This is a genomic window from Enterococcus sp. AZ101 (assembly GCF_050499005.1).
In the GTDB taxonomy this organism is placed as follows: Bacteria; Bacillota; Bacilli; order Lactobacillales; family Enterococcaceae; genus Enterococcus_L; species Enterococcus_L ureilyticus.
In genome coordinates this window covers 718,534-734,641 of the sequence record NZ_JBMHEZ010000002.1, presented here as the reverse complement: position 1 = coordinate 734,641, position 16,108 = coordinate 718,534, and the positions used below count along the sequence as shown (strand labels likewise).

Here is a 16,108-nt window from a genome sequence, read left to right as displayed (position 1 = left end):
AGGAGTTCTATTATGGGGAATTATTTTAGTATTATTATTGGTGTTATGTATTTGATTGGTGTCTTCTTGATTCCAAAATGGCGTCGAAAAAAATTGAAACCAAACTGGAAATTTTATGAATTACTTTGGTTTTCACTTTGCTTTATCTTTTATGTTATCTATTTAGAAGTTCAACTTCAGACCTATTATTTTTTGATTCCATCAACCTTTTTATTCCTTTTTCTTTTTTGCTATTTTAAAGAAAAACGCCGATTAGTAAACGGCTTATTATTCAATCTATTTTTGGTTGTTGGGATGACTTATTTAGGCTCTTTGTTAGTTCGAACAGTTAATCCATTGTTAATACTTTTAGCGGGCATTACTGGTATTGTCTTGATCTTGCTTTTATTGATTGGTCTTTATGGTTTAGTGGTTTTCTTATATTGGAATGCTATTGTTGTCATGAAAAAAGAAGGCCATTCCTTAGCAAATCTATTAACACTACTTTTAGCGATTGGGTTGACCGTCTTTCTGGTTTTCAGCTACTTCTCCTCACGAATCTTGCCTTCATGGGCCTCATTATTATTTGGTATTTTGCCTTTCTCTATGTTTTACTTTTTCATTGTGTTCTATAACTTTTTAACCATTTCGATTATTTATCAGTTTAATCAGCCTAATTATGAACAAGATTTTATTATTGTGTTAGGATCAGGCTTGATCGATGGAAAAACAGTTCCCCCACTTTTAGGAAAACGGATCGAAAAAGCCATTCAATTTTACAAAGCGCAAGATCGTGCTACTTTAAACCCGCCAAAAATTCTTATGTCTGGTGGTAAAGGCGATGATGAACACATTGCAGAAAGTCTCGCAATGAAAAATTATGCTCTTGAAAAAGGAATTCCAGAAAAAGATATTTTAGTTGAAACAAATTCTAAAAATACTTTGGAAAACATGAAATTTTCTAAAGAAATCATGGAAGCAAGCTTTGGTGGAACAAACTTTAAAGCAATCTTCACTACTAATAATTTCCATCTATTCCGAGCAGGCCTTTTTGCAAAAATGGCGCATTTAAAAGCAGATGGAATCGGGGCAAAAACTGCCTTTTACTTCCTCCCAAATGCTTTTTTAAGAGAGTTTATTGCAATCATAATGATGCATAAACGCCGCCACTTGATTATTTGTGGGCTTATTTCTTTGATGATGTTTCTATTAGCACTAGTCGATTTGTTTTTTGTTTCTTGATAGAAATAGGCTGAGTCCAAATGGGTTAGGATAGAACACCTAGAATTCTATCCTAGCTATTTTTTAACTAAGCTGCACATGACGAATCTCATCATACCCAATCTTTTGCCCATCTACATAAAGCCCTAACTCATCATGACCTTGAATCCTTCCTTTGATATCTGCCCCGTAATTTCCTTCGCTGTCCAATTCTTCTTTTTGAATTGTAATCTCGATCTGATTCTGAAATGCTTGAGCTAATACTTCGTCGATTTCAGACCAAGTCATTTGAGTTTTCTTTTTAACTGGCTTCTTTTTTTGCTCTTGTTCGATCATTGCAGTATGCTCAGATAAATAAAACCCAGCCCACTTTTTCATTTTTCGATCTTGGTACTGTTCAAAATAATAATCCCGCTCCTTACTCATTGCAAGCCCTCCATTCCCCCTGCATGTCCACCAACTAACGATGCTCTTGAAATTGCTGTACCACCAGATGAGACTGAGCTTGCGTGGACCAAAGAAACATAGCCAAAACGCTGCCGGATATCATCGATTAACTTGTCTAATTTCAGTTCTTTCATCTGCTCATCTGGTTCATGAAATAAATCTAACTGTACATAAGTATTGTAATTCAGTTTGGAATACGTAATTCCAATATGTCGTACCTCTTCTCCATGCCAATGCTGCCTAAAAATGGTTAAACAGTATTCGATTAATAGCTTGCTGCTATTTGTTAAAGGCACCTTCATTTGTCTTGAAAACCCTGTTCCACCTGATGAACCTGCTTTTGAAAAGCCCACAGATAAATGAACACATTCTGTCTGGCAATGGGCTTTTCTCAGTCGTGCTGCCACTTGTTCCGCCATCTCTCTGATCACAACTTCGATCTCATCTTGTCTCATATAATCCCGCATCAAAATCTGAGAATTGTTATAGGAACGTTCTTCTGGTATGTATTTTTCAGATAAACGACTACGATCGATACCATGCGCATGGGCATATAACTGTTCGCCAATGATTCCTAAATTCCTTTTGAGACTATTTACATCAGCATGAGCTAAATCATACACAGAACGAATACCTAAATTGTTTAAACGTTTGGCTAATCGATGGCCGATTCCCCACATATCCGTCATTGATTCGATAGTCCAGACTTTTTCAGGAACATCTTCATAATGCCACTCAGCTAACCGTTCTTTATTATGTTTCGCTTCAATATCCATCGCTAGTTTGGCTAATAAAGGATTATCACCGATTCCAACTGTGATGGCTAATCCTGTCTCTTTTTTGATTCTTTGTTGGATGATTTCAGCTACAGCTTTTGGCGTTTGACCAAACAACTTCCAACTAGCACTTACATCTAAAAAAGATTCATCGATCGAATAAATATGTAAATCTTCTTTTGAAACATACTCTTTGTAGAGCTCATTGATTTTCATATTTTCTTTGATATATTCATTCATTCGTGGCGGTACGATCATTAATTCTGGATGATTGGGTACATCGTATTTTCTTGTTACATTGGTGATCCCTAGCACTTCTTTTGCTTTTGGAGAAGAGGCCAGAACAAGACCGCCGGTGTTTTCAGCATGACTCATCACAACTAACATTTTTTCAAGTGGGTCATAGCCTCTAGCCACACATTCGACTGAGGCATAAAAGGATTTTACATCAATACAAAAAAGCACTCTTTTAGGTTCTTTTTCATAATCAAAAATCATCGCTATCCTCTCCTTATTCTACTTCACAACCAATTATACGAACATAAGTTCTTTTTGTAAAGGGGAACAATTTTTTAAGTTTTTGAATTAAAAATAATTTTTTTAGAATTATAGATAAAACTGCTATCTTAAATTATGAAAAAGCATTATAGTTATCTTACAAGATAATAAGTAAAGTATTAAAGGAGCGAAGCCTGTGTCTATTTATGAAAAGTTTATCCAAAATGAACGGTTACGACGTTTTTTTGTTTTGGCTGTTATTATTTTTATTTTATTTTTAGCTAGAAGTATGATCACGATGATTCTATTAACGTTTATTTTTACGTTTTTGGCCCTTCATTTTGTGAAATTTGTGCAGCAATATTTAAAGATTCCCTCTATCATAATCGTTTTAGCTACTTATTTTTTGATTGTTTTTTTAGTTTATCTAGCTATCACAAAATACGTTCCCGTTTTGATTCATCAATCGGTTCAAATGTACAATTCCGTCATCCATTTTTATCAAACACCAACGGATGACCATAATCAATTTTTAGTGATTATCGATAACTATCTAGAAAAATCGAATCTAATGTCTCAAATCCAAAATGGTGCGAGTATTCTTTTGCGTTATGTTCAAGATGTTGGATCAATCGGTCTTTCCTTTGTCCTTTCGTTTATCCTCAGTTTCTTTTTTATGATCGAGAAAAAACAAATGGCTGAGTTTTCTAAGTTGTTTCTAAAAAGTGACTTCGACTGGTTTTTCAAAGATATTTACTTTTTTGCTGATAAGTTCGTCAATACATTTGGTGTCGTGATGGAAGCCCAATTTTTTATTGCACTTGTCAATACTGGAATTACCACTATTTGTTTGGCCTTGATCGGCTTTCATCAATTACCAAGTTTAGCGATCATGATTTTTATTTTAAGTCTGATTCCCGTTGCAGGTGTGATCATTTCTTGTATTCCACTCAGTTTCATTGCATACTCTGAAGGTGGCATCAATGATGTGATTTATATTTTGATTGTGATCATTGTTGTGCACTTATTCGAGTCTTATGTATTGAATCCTAAATTTATGTCTAGCAAAACTGATCTACCGATTTTTTATACATTTGTTATTTTACTGATCAGTGAACGCTTATTTGGAGTTTGGGGACTGATTGTTGGGATTCCAATTTTTACCTTCTTTTTGGATATTTTAAAGGTCAAACCGATTCATTCGGTTACTGAAAAACATCCTGATTCACTAACAGAAGAATAAAAAAAGTGAACGTTTGGATTTACTCCAAGCGTTCACTTTTTGTGGTTTTGGCTGTTTTCGTATTTGGCAAATCAGTCAGGCAGCAAAGACTAATTGATTTCGGACCAAATAACTACATCTTAACAGCAACTGATCCAATCAACCTAATACACGGCCATATATAAGGAATAGTACTCAATTCCTTTGCTCCCTTTGAAGCTAAAAACTAATACTTTTCTACTTAAAGAAAAGCTAGCTGAACCACCTTTTTCAACCCTTTTTACTCTTTTCATTTATTCCAAGATAAACTCTTTTGTCACCTTCACTTTATCACTAAATAGTTTCGTTGCTTCAACAGCTATTGGTGTTGTCATGTCAGCTAATTTGTAAGGTACTTTTAAATTCAATGTTGCTCCTGGCTGGATTTCAGTCATCGAATCGACATAGCCTGATTCTGACATAATTGCTAATTGTAACGCTATCCCATTTTGAAAAGCTTTCGTTGTGATCGATGTTAAAAACATCGCATTTTTATCACTGTTGTTCGTAAATTCATACTCGATCACACCTACATCTTCCCCATTATAATCTTTTGCAAACGACAGCTCTTTGATGGCAATGTGATAATCCCCCAGATCACCAGCATCCGTTTGAGCAGGTGCTTCTGATTCTTGTTTTTTTACAACTGTACTTGTTGTTGTTTCTTTTTTAGACGTTGTTTCTTCTTTAGAATCAGATCCCATATTTACTAGAACACCACCTACTACTAAAATACCGACTCCGATCAAAACAATTTTCTTCACGTTCATTTTTTTGTCTCCTTTGTTATTTAGTCCGTTGGTACACCTTGATAATACCCAATCAGCACAGAATAATCTTATGCATTTTGCATAGTCAGAGAACAAAAAAACTTATTCTGTCTTTTGACTCATAGAAATCCGTGACAGAATAAGTTTATATTAATTGAAATGTTTGTAGATAAATGAATTAAGCTCTAAACCAACTTTTGTGAGCACAAGCCAAAATAAAAAGATCAAACCATAACCGATATAACGGTAAACTCGATTACCAGATGAAAATAGAGGCAGTTTTCTTTGATAATCTAAAAAATTGGTGAACAAGATAATCGGTAAGATAAACATAAAAAGATAGTCCACAAATAATTGGATTCGCAAACCTGTTGTCGGTTGCTCCAATACATTCCCTATCGTCCCAATAATTAAAAATACATACCAAACTATTGCAATTACACGCTTCCACATGACTTCTGTTCGAAAGCCTGGAATATATTTTCTAAAAAAACTTGCGATAACTTCATACCAACGACTAATGATACTGATAACCTGTTTCACATAGTTGTTCGTATCCCATTTGTTTGTATTGGGTTTAGTATTGGTGTACGTTCTTATTGGGCCTTTTTCTAAAGTAGCAGCACGAGACTTTGCTCGTTTAGCGGCAGCTATTTGCCGCAAGCGTTGTTGTCTAAGTGCCTGATGCATTTCTAAAGCTGACTGATAACGTTCCGCTGGTTCTAGTTTTGTTGCTTTACGAATGACTCCTCTTAACATAGGATCTTGCGTCAGCTGTTTTTTAGGATACTCCTTTACAGAGCAAATATTCATCACAATCCCTAGTGAATACAGGTCACTCCGTTCATCTGACTCGGCAAAACCAAATTGTTCTGGTGCGGCAAATCCCATAGTTCCTAATTGGACCGTGTCACTTTCTTTTTCACCATCAACAGCCCGAACAGCATCAAAATCGATTAGTTTAATAGTTCCTTCACTGGTCATCATAATATTCCCAGGTTTTACATCTCGATGAACTAAGCCTTTATTGTGCAAGGCGCCTAAAGCTTCTAAAACAGCCATCGTTATCGTTAAAATCTGTTCTGTTTCTATTGTTTTAGAGGACTGGATTACATCGGTCAAGGTTTTTCCCTGGACAAATTCTTCATAAAGCCAAAGCTTTCCGTCTTGAACCACAACTTCTTGAATTTTAGGTAAATGACGATGTTCGATTTTTTGAAGTGCATCTAAATGCTCTTCTAAATATAACGGATAACATTTTTTTACAAAAAATTCGTTGGTATCATTTTTCCGAACAAGAACTGGTCCATTTAATTTATCCGTTAGAGGTTCGATTTCTCTATAACGAAGAGCTAACTCATTATTGCTATTTTCCATGATTACACTCCATTGCTTCAATTTACTTTTTAATTATAGCAAAAAATTCATTGTAATAGGATCGATCTTTGTTAAAATCGATGTATAATGAATATAACACAATTTAGTTTGACTTTAGGGGATTAAAAATATGCACGAGAAAGATACAGATAAACTAGTACACTCACTGAAAAAAGCCGAAGATTTTCATACTATTTTTTCTGAAACACGTCAATATACCATTGATCAAACACTGAAAACCTATCTAGCGTATTGGTTGAGTGAGAAGCACGTTTCAAAAAGTACTGTACTTAAAAAAGCAGGTATTGCAGAAGCAACTGGCTATCAATACTTTGATGGCAAACGAAATCCTTCTAGAGAAAAAGTCATTGCTTTAATGATTGGTCTTGGCTTAACCTTGGAAGAGTCCAATGAATTAATGAAAAAAACTGGCTATGCTCAACTCTACCCTAAACATCCTTGGGATGCTGTAGTGATTTATGGTATCACTCACAGTTTGACTATTTCAGAGATTGATGATTACTTATATAGTGAAGGACTGAAAACATTCGGTGAGTAGTTTACACCTAGAATCAAAAAAATACAACAGGATTCCCGCAAAAGAATCCTGTTGTATTTTTTAGCTTCTTTTTGATTTTTTTTTGCTACTCAACGTCACTAAAAATGACAGCACCGGGAGAATATAGCAAAAAACTGCATAAGGTAGATAATTGATTGTGGTGATCCCTAAAGTTCCTGAAATAAATACTCCGCTCACTCCCCACGGAATCAACGGATTTACAACAGAGCCTGCATCATTCAAGCCTCTAGATAACTGAGTCAATGGAACTTGTTTTTCTTTGAATTTATTGATAAAAGATTTCCCAGGTAAAATGATTGAAAGATACTGTTCTCCAATCAGTCCATTGATGCCAATTGAACTCAACATCGTCATAAAAATCAACTTATGACGAGAATCAATCACTGCTTCAAATCGTTGAAGCAAACAGTCGATAATTTCCATTTCCACTAATAATCCACCTAAGGCTAACGCCAAAATGATCAACGATACCGACCACATCATACTTTGAATCCCACCTCTAGAAAGAAGCTCATCTACTTGCATATTGCCGGTATGAGAAACAAAACCATTTTGAATCATATCAGCTGTTTCTACAAATGAAAAGTGTGTACTTGTGAAGAACATCAAAATGAGTGATACGCAAATACTTAAGAGTAATGTAGGTATTGCAGGAATTTTTTTCCATGCACAAACGAACAAGATCGCCAAAGGAATCATCTCGACAAAGGAAATCGTAAAATTATTATTTAATGTATTTATAATGCCATGAATACTTGTACTATCTAAAGTACCCTCATAGCGTAATCCCATAATTAGAAAATAACCGAACGAAAGTACAGCAGCTGGAATTGCTGTTTTATATGTATTTTTCAAATGTTCAAATAAATCGACTTCTGAAATGGCTGCTGCTAAATTTACTGTATCAGAAAGCGGTGAAATTGAATTGCCTAAAAAAGCTCCTGAAACAATTGCACCTGTTGTCAATGCAGGATCGATTCCAATTAAACTACCCATTCCTAAAAAGGCAATCCCAATCGTTGAGATTGTGGTAAAAGAACTACCAACAGCACCACCGACAATACCACAAACAATAAAAACTGTTGGAATAAAAAATTTGACTGATAAGAAAGAAAAACCTAAAACCATGATCGTGGGAATCGTTCCTACTGCGATCCAAACACTGATCAACGCACCAATCAAAATAAAAATCAGCATTGGAATAATGCCTGAAGTAACACCTTCAATCAACGCATTATGGATGAAATCCCAAGAAAATTTTTTATACACCGCAAATAACAATAAATAGCCAATTGCAAGCAATATAGCGACATGAGCAGGAATACTAAAACCAATAATACTTATGCCAATCATCAATAATAATGTTATTAATAAGAAAACTGCTTCGTTTAAATTCACCTTATATTTTTTCATATAGCTTCCTCACATTTTTATAGAGAGTTGGCTCAAGAGACTTCTCCCTCACTATTTCACCATTCCCTCTTATTTATTTTTTTATTGAAAAGCTGCAGCTGCGGTAAAGCTGTATTATCGCCTTACCGCACCTACAGTTATTCAACGCTATTGCTCAGCGTAGATTGCTTCTAATTTTTCTTGAATTGCTTCTTTGATTTTTTCAGCATAGTCATCAAAGACTTCTTTGTCGTTCATATACGGAGACATTCCAGCAGCACGTAAAATCGTTACTTTGTCTGCGCGTTCCCATTCAGCACGTGAAAAACCTAAACTGGTTACAAATTCAAACGGACTGTGACCATATTCTTCAATTGCAAAATCGGTATGTGATGTAATGAATTCGTTGTTATATAATCCACCTTTTGCATAAGATGCATAGTCATAAAAATCATGATTCAATTTGTTCATTTTCACAAGATCTGTATTTCCTTTTTCATTAAATACATAATCCACCATGTTAAAGTCTGGTTTTGTCAATGCATGGATCTCGATCGTTTTATCGCCCACTTTAAACTCTAAACCATCAATAAAATGATAGAAATGATAAGCCCCTTCAATACTTGCACCCATCAATTTACCGTAACCTGTTACGTTTAATGGTAAGACTTTGTGAGCTGTCCAAACAGCCGCTGCTGTTGCTCCTGCTTTAGATCCTTCAAGAATATAAGCACCTAATAATGCTGGAATATCCGCCCCTTTTTCAAAAACATAGGTCGCAAAGTAAGAAATCACGTCACGCATGCGGATATCTTTGATTACAACACCACCAGCTGAATAAGGAATATAGCCCATTTTGTGTGGATCGATCGTTACAGATTCAGCTTGTTCGATTGCTTTAAAAGAATCATAAACTTCTCTTGTTAGCCAATCATTTTTTTCTTGGAAGATGTTATGTTTAGCATAAACGTCCTCGATTTTGTCCCATTCAATAAATTGATCCTTTTCATCTAAGAAGATTGAACGACCATACCCACCATACGCTGCATCGACGTGTACATAGAAGTAAATCCCTTCTTTGGCTAATTTATCACGCAAAGCAATGATTTGGTCGATACGGTCAACTTGTCCTTCTTCAGTTGAACCAACCACGCCTACAACACCAAGCGTTGGAATACCTTGAGCTGCTAAATCACGAATTTGGGCTTCTAGTTTGTCAATATCCATGCGGTATTCACTATTTACTTCACCGGCAATCACTTGATCTAAACCAATACCGATAATGTCAGCGGCTTTTAACCATGAATAGTGTTTCGTTTGTGGTACGATCCATTTACCTAATTTATCCAAGTTTTTACCACTACGAGCTGATTGTGCTTTGATTTCGTCAAAGTTATCTTGTACCTGATCTAAAATATCTAAGACTTCCGTTGTTGACATGTTCAATAATTCCCAGTCTGTTTTACCTGCAATCATTTCTGGCACAACGGCTTTGATGGCGAATGGTAAAGATTTCATATTGCGGGCGTACCATAAACCTTCTAAGTTAGCGATTGAACCATCTGCTGCAATATGACCCCAACCATCTTCATAGCCCATCAATGTTGCAAATTCCATTCCAACTTCTTCTTCCATTTGTGAAGTTGCAGGCGATGACTCATAAGCCACGTTATTGCCATTCCACAGCATTGCAGTTGTATAGGCGACAATTGATGGCATTAATGTTTCAGCGTTCATATGACCCCAAAAACGACCTGCTGAGTGCCATGGAAGTGATTCTGTACGTAAACGTGAAGATAATACATTGAAGACATTTCTCATATTGTCCGCTGTTTCTTGGAAACTTTTAGAACTTCTATCTTGTGGTGAAATAACTGGTAAATCTTGTGGCATGTAGTTTTGTCTCCAGCCAACATGTTCATCGATCATTTTATTTAGCAGTTCTTTGAATAAATCAACGTTTTCACCTTTATCACCTATAAATAATGCTTTTAAATTTGTATCATCTGTGTTGAAATTTTTCATGATATTTTCCTCCGATAGTTTCATAATTGATCATGCTGAAAATGTTGTTTCTTATTTATCTATTTTCTTCCATTCTGGTTTCTTTCTCTTATAAATGATCAAGGCAATACCGATCATAATGACCGTCGCTGCAACTTGATAAATAACATAAGCAACATGTCCACTTTGCGGAACAGAGGTTGGCGGAATCAAGCTGACTAGAATCGTCACAACCACACTAACAATTGCTAAAGTAGAGACAAACCACATCAAACCATTGCCTTTACTTCCTAATCTAAATGGACGTTTCACAGTCGGCATGCTGTAACGTAATTTAATCGCTGAAAGTGAAATCAATAGATAGACCACGCAATAAAGAATTGTGGTTGTGATTGTGATAATCAAAAATGCGGCACTAATATCTGGAACTACAACATATAAGAATGACACAAGTGAAATAACAATCGCTTGGATCATGACAAAAACAATTGGAATTCCTTTTGCATTCCGTTTTTGGAAGAATGGTGGTAAGTTTCCTTCTTCTGCAACTTTGATCATTGATTTACTTGGACCTAGGACCCAAGCGCTTAATTGAACTAAAACACCGATTAAAATCATCAAGGAAATAATATTATTGAAAATCGCAGGAATCCCAAGATCTTGTGTCATGATCACAAATGGTTGCGTGATGTTAGCAAGTTCCATTTTTCCAGCTGGTACACTATCTGCTACACTTAAACCAGCAGCTAAGTTAAACACAACTAATAGTAAAACAGATGCAATAACTGCGATTGGATAATTTCGTTTTGGATTATCAATGTTATTTGCGTGAACAGATGAAATTTCTACCCCAGCAAAAATGAAGATGATCCCTGTCAACGTTGGCAAGCTTCCTAAATCACTAAAATCTGGTAATAATTTACTTGCTTCAAAATGACCTAAGTAGCTTTCTTGGTTGATTCCGTGTTTTGCCATATACATCATCCCTAAAACGACTAAAGCAACAAAAGGTATATAGACACCGATCACAGCGCCCCAGTCACCAGCAATTTTTACCATGTCAAATTTCAAATTAAGTAACGTAATGCCCCAATAAGAAATCAATATCATAATAAAAATAAATAAATTATTATGCCCTAAATCTGGACGGTCGATCACGTAACCTAGTAATACACCTACAGTTGAAGCAACCATGACCATTCCGAAAAACATTTGTACCCATAATAACCATGACGTAACAAAACCCCATTTTTCACCAAAAGCATTACGTACCCAAACTTGTGGACCGCCTTCTTCCGGCCAACCAGTTGATAATTCGGCTGAAATCAAAGCAATTGGTAAAGCAAAGCAACATGCTGCAATTAGCATATAAAAAATTTGTGCCCACCCGGTAGATGCTAAGGTTGGAACACTACGAACCGTTCCGAAAAAGGCCATGGTAATTCCAATTAGTCCAAATAATGATAATTTCTTATTCATGTTTAAATTTGACCTCCTGATTTAATTTAATTTTTGTTTCTCACATGTGAAATCACTCCCAAAGTATAGGTACGTTTTACACCCAAGTCAAAAAGAGTAGAATTAAAAAAATAACCCGTTATTTAACATTTCCCTACTCTATATAGCACGTCAATGCTCCACTGTAGTAAAGCGTTTGTGTGAAAAAAATAACATAAAACAGCTAATTGTAAAAAGCTCGTTCATAATTGTTAGAAATTATACTAGTCTTTTTCTGCTTTCAAAAAACCTAGATTAAAGAGGAAACTATTTATATGAGAATTCCCACATTTAAAAATAATAAAAGAAAAAAAGAAGTATTTGACAAGTTGGCTTATTTGTCGTAGAATTGCTACAAAATCACATATCAAACTTTAATAAAGCACAGTAGCAAGAATGTCCCTATTTCAGAGAGTCAACATTTAGTGAGAGTTGGCATATACATTTTTTGTGAATTACACTTTTAGTTTCCTACCGTAAGTAGGCGTCTATCTACGATACAGATTTGAGAGGTATATGATGTTTCATATACAATTTGGGTGGTAACACGGCGAAGTTCGTCCCATAGGCTATTAGCCTATGGGACGTTTTTTATTTTATTTAGGGAAGGAAGAAGAAACATGACAAACATTATTGATGAATTAGAATGGCGTGGCGCCATCAACCAACAAACAGATAGCGAAGGTCTACGTGAATACGTTGAAACCGAGAGCATTTCACTATATTGCGGTGTTGATCCTACAGGAGATAGTATGCATATTGGGCATTTGATTCCTTTTATGATGCTAAAAAGATTCCAAGCGTTTGGACACCAGCCGTTTATTTTGATCGGTGGCGCAACTGGAACGATCGGAGATCCAAGTGGGCGAACAACCGAACGTCAATTGCAAACAATGGAGACTGTTCAACACAATGTTGATTCTTTAACCAGACAAATGGAAAAATTATTTGCGGTGGATACAGATAACACATTAACTTTGGTCAACAACTACGATTGGACGCACAACCTGACTTTATTGGATTTCTTGAGAGATTACGGTAAATTCTTCAATATCAATACCATGCTTGCCAAAGATATTGTAGCAAGTCGTTTAGAAACAGGGATTTCATTTACAGAGTTTACGTACCAAATTCTTCAATCAATGGACTTTTTACACTTATTCCAACACAATAACGTTCGTATGCAAATCGGTGGAGCCGATCAATGGGGCAATATTACCGCAGGCCTAGATTTGATTCGTAAAAAAGAAGGCGCAGATGCAAAAGCCTTTGGATTAACCATTCCATTGATGCTAAAAGCAGATGGAACAAAATTCGGTAAAACAGCTGGTGGTGCTGTTTGGTTGGATCCAGAAAAAACAACCCCTTACGAATTCTACCAATTCTGGGTAAACCAAGATGACCGTGACGTAATCAAGTACTTGAAGTTCTTTACCTTCTTAACAAAAGACGAGATCGATGCATTAGAAGTTAAAGTAGAAACCGAACCACATTTACGTGAAGCACAACGTGTGTTAGCCGCAGAAATGACAAAATTTGTGCATAGTGAAGCTGATCTAAATGATGCATTAGCAATTTCAGAAGCCCTATTTTCTGGTAACGTAAAAAATCTAACCTCAAAACAAATTGAAGAAGGCTTTAAAAACATGCCTACTATTGAAACAGAAATACTTGGTCAAACTCTTGTCGATTGGTTGATTGAACTTGGCATTGAACCTTCTAAACGCCAAGCGAGAGAAGATATCACAAATGGTGCAATTTCAATCAATGGTGACCGTATTAAAGAGTTGGACTTTGTCGTTACAGCAGAGCACAGCTTTGATGGCAAATTCATTATTGTTCGTAAAGGTAAAAAACAATACACTTTAGTGAAATTGATTTCTAAGTAAAAACTAAATAGGCTATTTTAAAAGGGAAGCAAACTAAAATTAGTATGCTTCCCTTTTGTTTCATTTTTTGCATTAATTCACTCAATTCACTGGACAAAATAAAAAAAAGTTTTATAATAAAAAATGCTTACTGAAAAGTTTACAGTGTATTTTGACGTATCGGTAGAATAAGTTATCTAGCTTTACGGGCTAACTCTTCGGAAAAAGATAAAATAGGATTGTGGCAAAAAGTATCACCCTCTTATTTTCCTATTTTTCTGTTAGAACTGGATCATCTGCCGCACTTTGTTTTATCTAGCTTCACGAGCTAGCCTCTCGAGAAAAAGATAAAAACTGAATGAGACAAAAAGCGTCTCAGTCAGTTTTTCCTATTTTCCAGTCGAGGCTGGACAAGCTCGCTCAGCTTTTAAAACTATCTAGCTTCACGAGCTAGCCTCTCGAGAAAAAGATAAAAACTGAATGAGACAAAAAGTGTCTCAGTCAGTTTTTCCTATTTTCCAGTCGAGGCTGGACAAGCTCGCTCAGCTTTTAAATTAGGAGGGACTTATGAAAATCGACAAGATACAAGACGGCCACGGTGATGAGTTTTTCCGTTCTCTATTGGCTTTAGAAACCTTGGAGGATTGCTACAATTATTTCGATGACTTAATGACATTAAAAGAGCTAGATTCTATGATTCAGCGCTTTGAAGTCGCAAAGTTACTGTTACTAAATAAAACGTATAGTGATATCGCTGAAGCCACTGGCAGCAGCACTACAACGATTTCTAGAGTGAAAAGAATCATAGATGAGGGAAACGGTGGATTGCTTGAAATGGTCCATAGAATCGATGAGCAAGATGATAGAGAGCTTCATCGCTGAAACATAGGCTTAGTGATACCGAATAACAAAAAAGACGGTTAAAAGTTATTAAATCTTACTAAGTTTTAACAGTCTTTTCAATTAAAACTAAAACAAAAGACCGAGCCTGGCCAGCTCGGTCTTTCTTTGTGTGACAAATATGCTATTTAAATATGAATTGGCAAACCTAAAGCCAATTCAGAAGCATCCATAGTAATTTCCCCTAAAGATGGGTGTGGATGGATCGTTAATGCAATATCTTCAGCATTCATGCCAGATTCAACCGCTAATGATAATTCAGAAATCATATCACTTGCGCCAACTCCACCGATTTGTGCTCCGATAATGACATTGTCTTCGTTTGTTGTTACCAAACGTACGAATCCTTCAGTTTTACCTAAAGAAATAGCACGGCCGTTACCAGCGAATGGGAATTTGTAAGCTGTTGCTTCTAATCCTGCTTCTTTGGCTTCAGCGATTGTCATACCAACACTTGCTAATTCAGGATCAGTAAAGGCTACAGCAGGCATTGCTTTGTAGTCTACTTCTACTTTTTTACCAGAAATTGCTTCAGCGGCAATTTTTGCTTCGTAGCTTGCTTTATGAGCAAGAGCAGCGCCTGGTACGATATCCCCAATAGCGAAGATGTTTGATACGTTTGTTCTACCTTGTTTGTCCACTTGAACTAAACCACGTTCGCCAACTTCAACACCAGCTTGTTCTAAACCAAGATCATCTGTGTTTGGACGACGTCCAACTGTTACCATTACGTAGTCAGCAGTTACTGATTCTTCTTTGCCGTCTACTTCATATTTAACTGTTACGCTGTCGCCGTTGTCGATTGCTTCTTTAGCCATCGCTTTGGTTACAACTGTTACATTTTTCTTCTTGAAATCATCTGTAACTAATTTAACCATATCTTTTTCATATGTTGGTAAAATTGAAGGACTACCTTCTAAAATCGTTACTTCAGAACCAAGGTTCGCATATGCGCCACCTAATTCTGCACCGATAACACCGCCACCGATGATCACAAATTTCTTAGGCACTTCTTTCAAGTTCAAACCACCTGTAGAATCTAAGACACGGCCGCCAAATTTAAATCCTGGGATTTCGATTGGGCGAGAACCTGTCGCTACGATTGCATTATTGAATGAGTATGTTTGCGCTGAATCTGGATGAATCACACGTAGTGTGTTTTCATCAACGAAGAACGCTTCTCCTTCAATAATTTCGATTTTATGTTTTTTAAGAAGGAAACCAACACCGCTTGTCAACGTATTAACAACTTTGTTGTCTTTCCATTCTTGTGTTTTTGTAAAGTCTAGCTCAACATCTTTGGCTGTTACACCAAACATAGTTGAATCTAGTGATTCTTGATAGTGATGTCCAGCTGCGATCAATGCTTTAGAAGGAATACATCCAACGTTTAAACATACACCGCCGATAAACTCACGTTCAATGATCGCAACTTTTTGACCCATTTCAGCAGCACGAATCGCTGCAACGTATCCTCCAGGGCCTGAACCAATTACGACTGTATCTAATTCAATGGCGAAATCTCCTACTACCATGTG

General features: G+C 36.1%; 13 protein-coding genes and 1 other annotated feature. Of the genes, 5 read left to right on the top strand and 8 right to left on the bottom strand.

What is annotated here, in order from left to right; genetic code table 11:
- The first annotated feature begins 12 nt into the window (after positions 1–12).
- On the top strand, positions 13–1,221 hold the full coding sequence (locus tag IGJ50_RS12785; RefSeq protein ID WP_429950748.1) for a YdcF family protein: 1,209 nt from the start codon (positions 13–15) through the stop codon (positions 1,219–1,221).
- A gap of 63 nt (positions 1,222–1,284) precedes the next feature.
- On the opposite strand, the gene IGJ50_RS12780 is transcribed toward IGJ50_RS12785, so the two are convergent.
- Complete coding sequence (locus IGJ50_RS12780; protein WP_207120750.1) at positions 1,285–1,626, bottom strand: hypothetical protein; 342 nt, start codon at positions 1,624–1,626, stop codon at positions 1,285–1,287.
- Complete coding sequence (locus IGJ50_RS12775) at positions 1,623–2,921, bottom strand: Y-family DNA polymerase (RefSeq protein ID WP_429950746.1); 1,299 nt, start codon at positions 2,919–2,921, stop codon at positions 1,623–1,625. Before IGJ50_RS12775 ends, IGJ50_RS12780 begins: the two co-directional genes overlap by 4 nt.
- A gap of 196 nt (positions 2,922–3,117) precedes the next feature.
- On the opposite strand from IGJ50_RS12775, the gene IGJ50_RS12770 reads away from it, so the two are divergent.
- Positions 3,118–4,164 (top strand): AI-2E family transporter, encoded by a 1,047-nt coding sequence (locus tag IGJ50_RS12770; RefSeq protein ID WP_069638705.1) that lies wholly within the window; start codon positions 3,118–3,120, stop codon positions 4,162–4,164.
- A gap of 272 nt (positions 4,165–4,436) precedes the next feature.
- Here IGJ50_RS12770 and IGJ50_RS12765 read toward each other — a convergent pair whose 3' ends face one another.
- Together IGJ50_RS12765 and IGJ50_RS12760 are read right to left on the bottom strand one after the other, a co-directional pair.
- Positions 4,437–4,952, bottom strand: coding sequence for a DUF5067 domain-containing protein (locus IGJ50_RS12765; protein ID WP_069638706.1), 516 nt, complete (start codon positions 4,950–4,952; stop codon positions 4,437–4,439).
- A 150-nt stretch (positions 4,953–5,102) separates the two neighbouring features.
- Positions 5,103–6,329, bottom strand: coding sequence for a serine/threonine protein kinase (locus tag IGJ50_RS12760; RefSeq protein WP_429950744.1), 1,227 nt, complete (start codon positions 6,327–6,329; stop codon positions 5,103–5,105).
- A gap of 130 nt (positions 6,330–6,459) precedes the next feature.
- Here IGJ50_RS12760 and IGJ50_RS12755 point away from each other — a divergent pair, with 130 nt between their 5' ends.
- Positions 6,460–6,888: a helix-turn-helix domain-containing protein gene (locus IGJ50_RS12755; RefSeq protein ID WP_429950742.1), complete on the top strand. Its 429-nt coding sequence runs from the start codon at positions 6,460–6,462 to the stop codon at positions 6,886–6,888.
- A gap of 60 nt (positions 6,889–6,948) precedes the next feature.
- On the opposite strand, the gene nhaC is transcribed toward IGJ50_RS12755, so the two are convergent.
- From nhaC to tyrP, 3 genes are all read right to left on the bottom strand, one after another.
- The gene (gene nhaC, locus IGJ50_RS12750; RefSeq protein ID WP_429950740.1) at positions 6,949–8,322 is read right to left on the bottom strand and encodes a Na+/H+ antiporter NhaC; all 1,374 of its coding nucleotides are present in this window, start codon (positions 8,320–8,322) and stop codon (positions 6,949–6,951) included.
- Between the two features lie 147 nt (positions 8,323–8,469).
- Positions 8,470–10,326: a tyrosine decarboxylase gene (tdc, locus tag IGJ50_RS12745; protein ID WP_429950737.1), complete on the bottom strand. Its 1,857-nt coding sequence runs from the start codon at positions 10,324–10,326 to the stop codon at positions 8,470–8,472.
- Between the two features lie 51 nt (positions 10,327–10,377).
- On the bottom strand, positions 10,378–11,784 hold the full coding sequence (gene tyrP / locus IGJ50_RS12740) for a tyrosine-tyramine antiporter (protein WP_069638711.1): 1,407 nt from the start codon (positions 11,782–11,784) through the stop codon (positions 10,378–10,380).
- A gap of 383 nt (positions 11,785–12,167) precedes the next feature.
- Positions 12,168–12,370 (top strand) — a binding site (T-box leader).
- Between the two features lie 52 nt (positions 12,371–12,422).
- On the opposite strand from tyrP, the gene tyrS reads away from it, so the two are divergent.
- Together tyrS and IGJ50_RS12730 are read left to right on the top strand one after the other, a co-directional pair.
- Entirely contained in the window at positions 12,423–13,691 is a 1,269-nt protein-coding gene (gene tyrS / locus IGJ50_RS12735; RefSeq protein ID WP_429950735.1) for a tyrosine--tRNA ligase, read from the top strand.
- A gap of 546 nt (positions 13,692–14,237) precedes the next feature.
- Positions 14,238–14,552 (top strand): YerC/YecD family TrpR-related protein, encoded by a 315-nt coding sequence (locus IGJ50_RS12730; RefSeq protein WP_069638713.1) that lies wholly within the window; start codon positions 14,238–14,240, stop codon positions 14,550–14,552.
- A 146-nt stretch (positions 14,553–14,698) separates the two neighbouring features.
- Here the strand turns inward: IGJ50_RS12730 and lpdA are convergent, their stop codons facing one another.
- Positions 14,699–16,105, bottom strand: a complete 1,407-nt coding sequence (gene lpdA, locus IGJ50_RS12725; protein WP_010764470.1) for a dihydrolipoyl dehydrogenase — start codon at positions 16,103–16,105, stop codon at positions 14,699–14,701.
- Between the last annotated feature and the right edge of the window lie 3 nt (positions 16,106–16,108).

Excerpts from the sequence above, each read along its gene's own strand:
- tdc (WP_429950737.1), bottom strand. The coding sequence starts at position 10,326 with ATGAAAAATTTCAACACAGATGATACAAATTTAAAAGCATTATTTATA.
- IGJ50_RS12785 (WP_429950748.1), top strand. The coding sequence starts at position 13 with ATGGGGAATTATTTTAGTATTATTATTGGTGTTATGTATTTGATTGGT.
- lpdA (WP_010764470.1), bottom strand. The coding sequence starts at position 16,105 with ATGGTAGTAGGAGATTTCGCCATTGAATTAGATACAGTCGTAATTGGT.
- nhaC (WP_429950740.1), bottom strand. The coding sequence starts at position 8,322 with ATGAAAAAATATAAGGTGAATTTAAACGAAGCAGTTTTCTTATTAATA.
- IGJ50_RS12775 (WP_429950746.1), bottom strand. The coding sequence starts at position 2,921 with ATGATTTTTGATTATGAAAAAGAACCTAAAAGAGTGCTTTTTTGTATT.
- tyrS (WP_429950735.1), top strand. The coding sequence starts at position 12,423 with ATGACAAACATTATTGATGAATTAGAATGGCGTGGCGCCATCAACCAA.
- IGJ50_RS12780 (WP_207120750.1), bottom strand. The coding sequence starts at position 1,626 with ATGAGTAAGGAGCGGGATTATTATTTTGAACAGTACCAAGATCGAAAA.
- IGJ50_RS12765 (WP_069638706.1), bottom strand. The coding sequence starts at position 4,952 with ATGAACGTGAAGAAAATTGTTTTGATCGGAGTCGGTATTTTAGTAGTA.
- IGJ50_RS12755 (WP_429950742.1), top strand. The coding sequence starts at position 6,460 with ATGCACGAGAAAGATACAGATAAACTAGTACACTCACTGAAAAAAGCC.
- tyrP (WP_069638711.1), bottom strand. The coding sequence starts at position 11,784 with ATGAATAAGAAATTATCATTATTTGGACTAATTGGAATTACCATGGCC.
- IGJ50_RS12760 (WP_429950744.1), bottom strand. The coding sequence starts at position 6,329 with ATGGAAAATAGCAATAATGAGTTAGCTCTTCGTTATAGAGAAATCGAA.
- IGJ50_RS12730 (WP_069638713.1), top strand. The coding sequence starts at position 14,238 with ATGAAAATCGACAAGATACAAGACGGCCACGGTGATGAGTTTTTCCGT.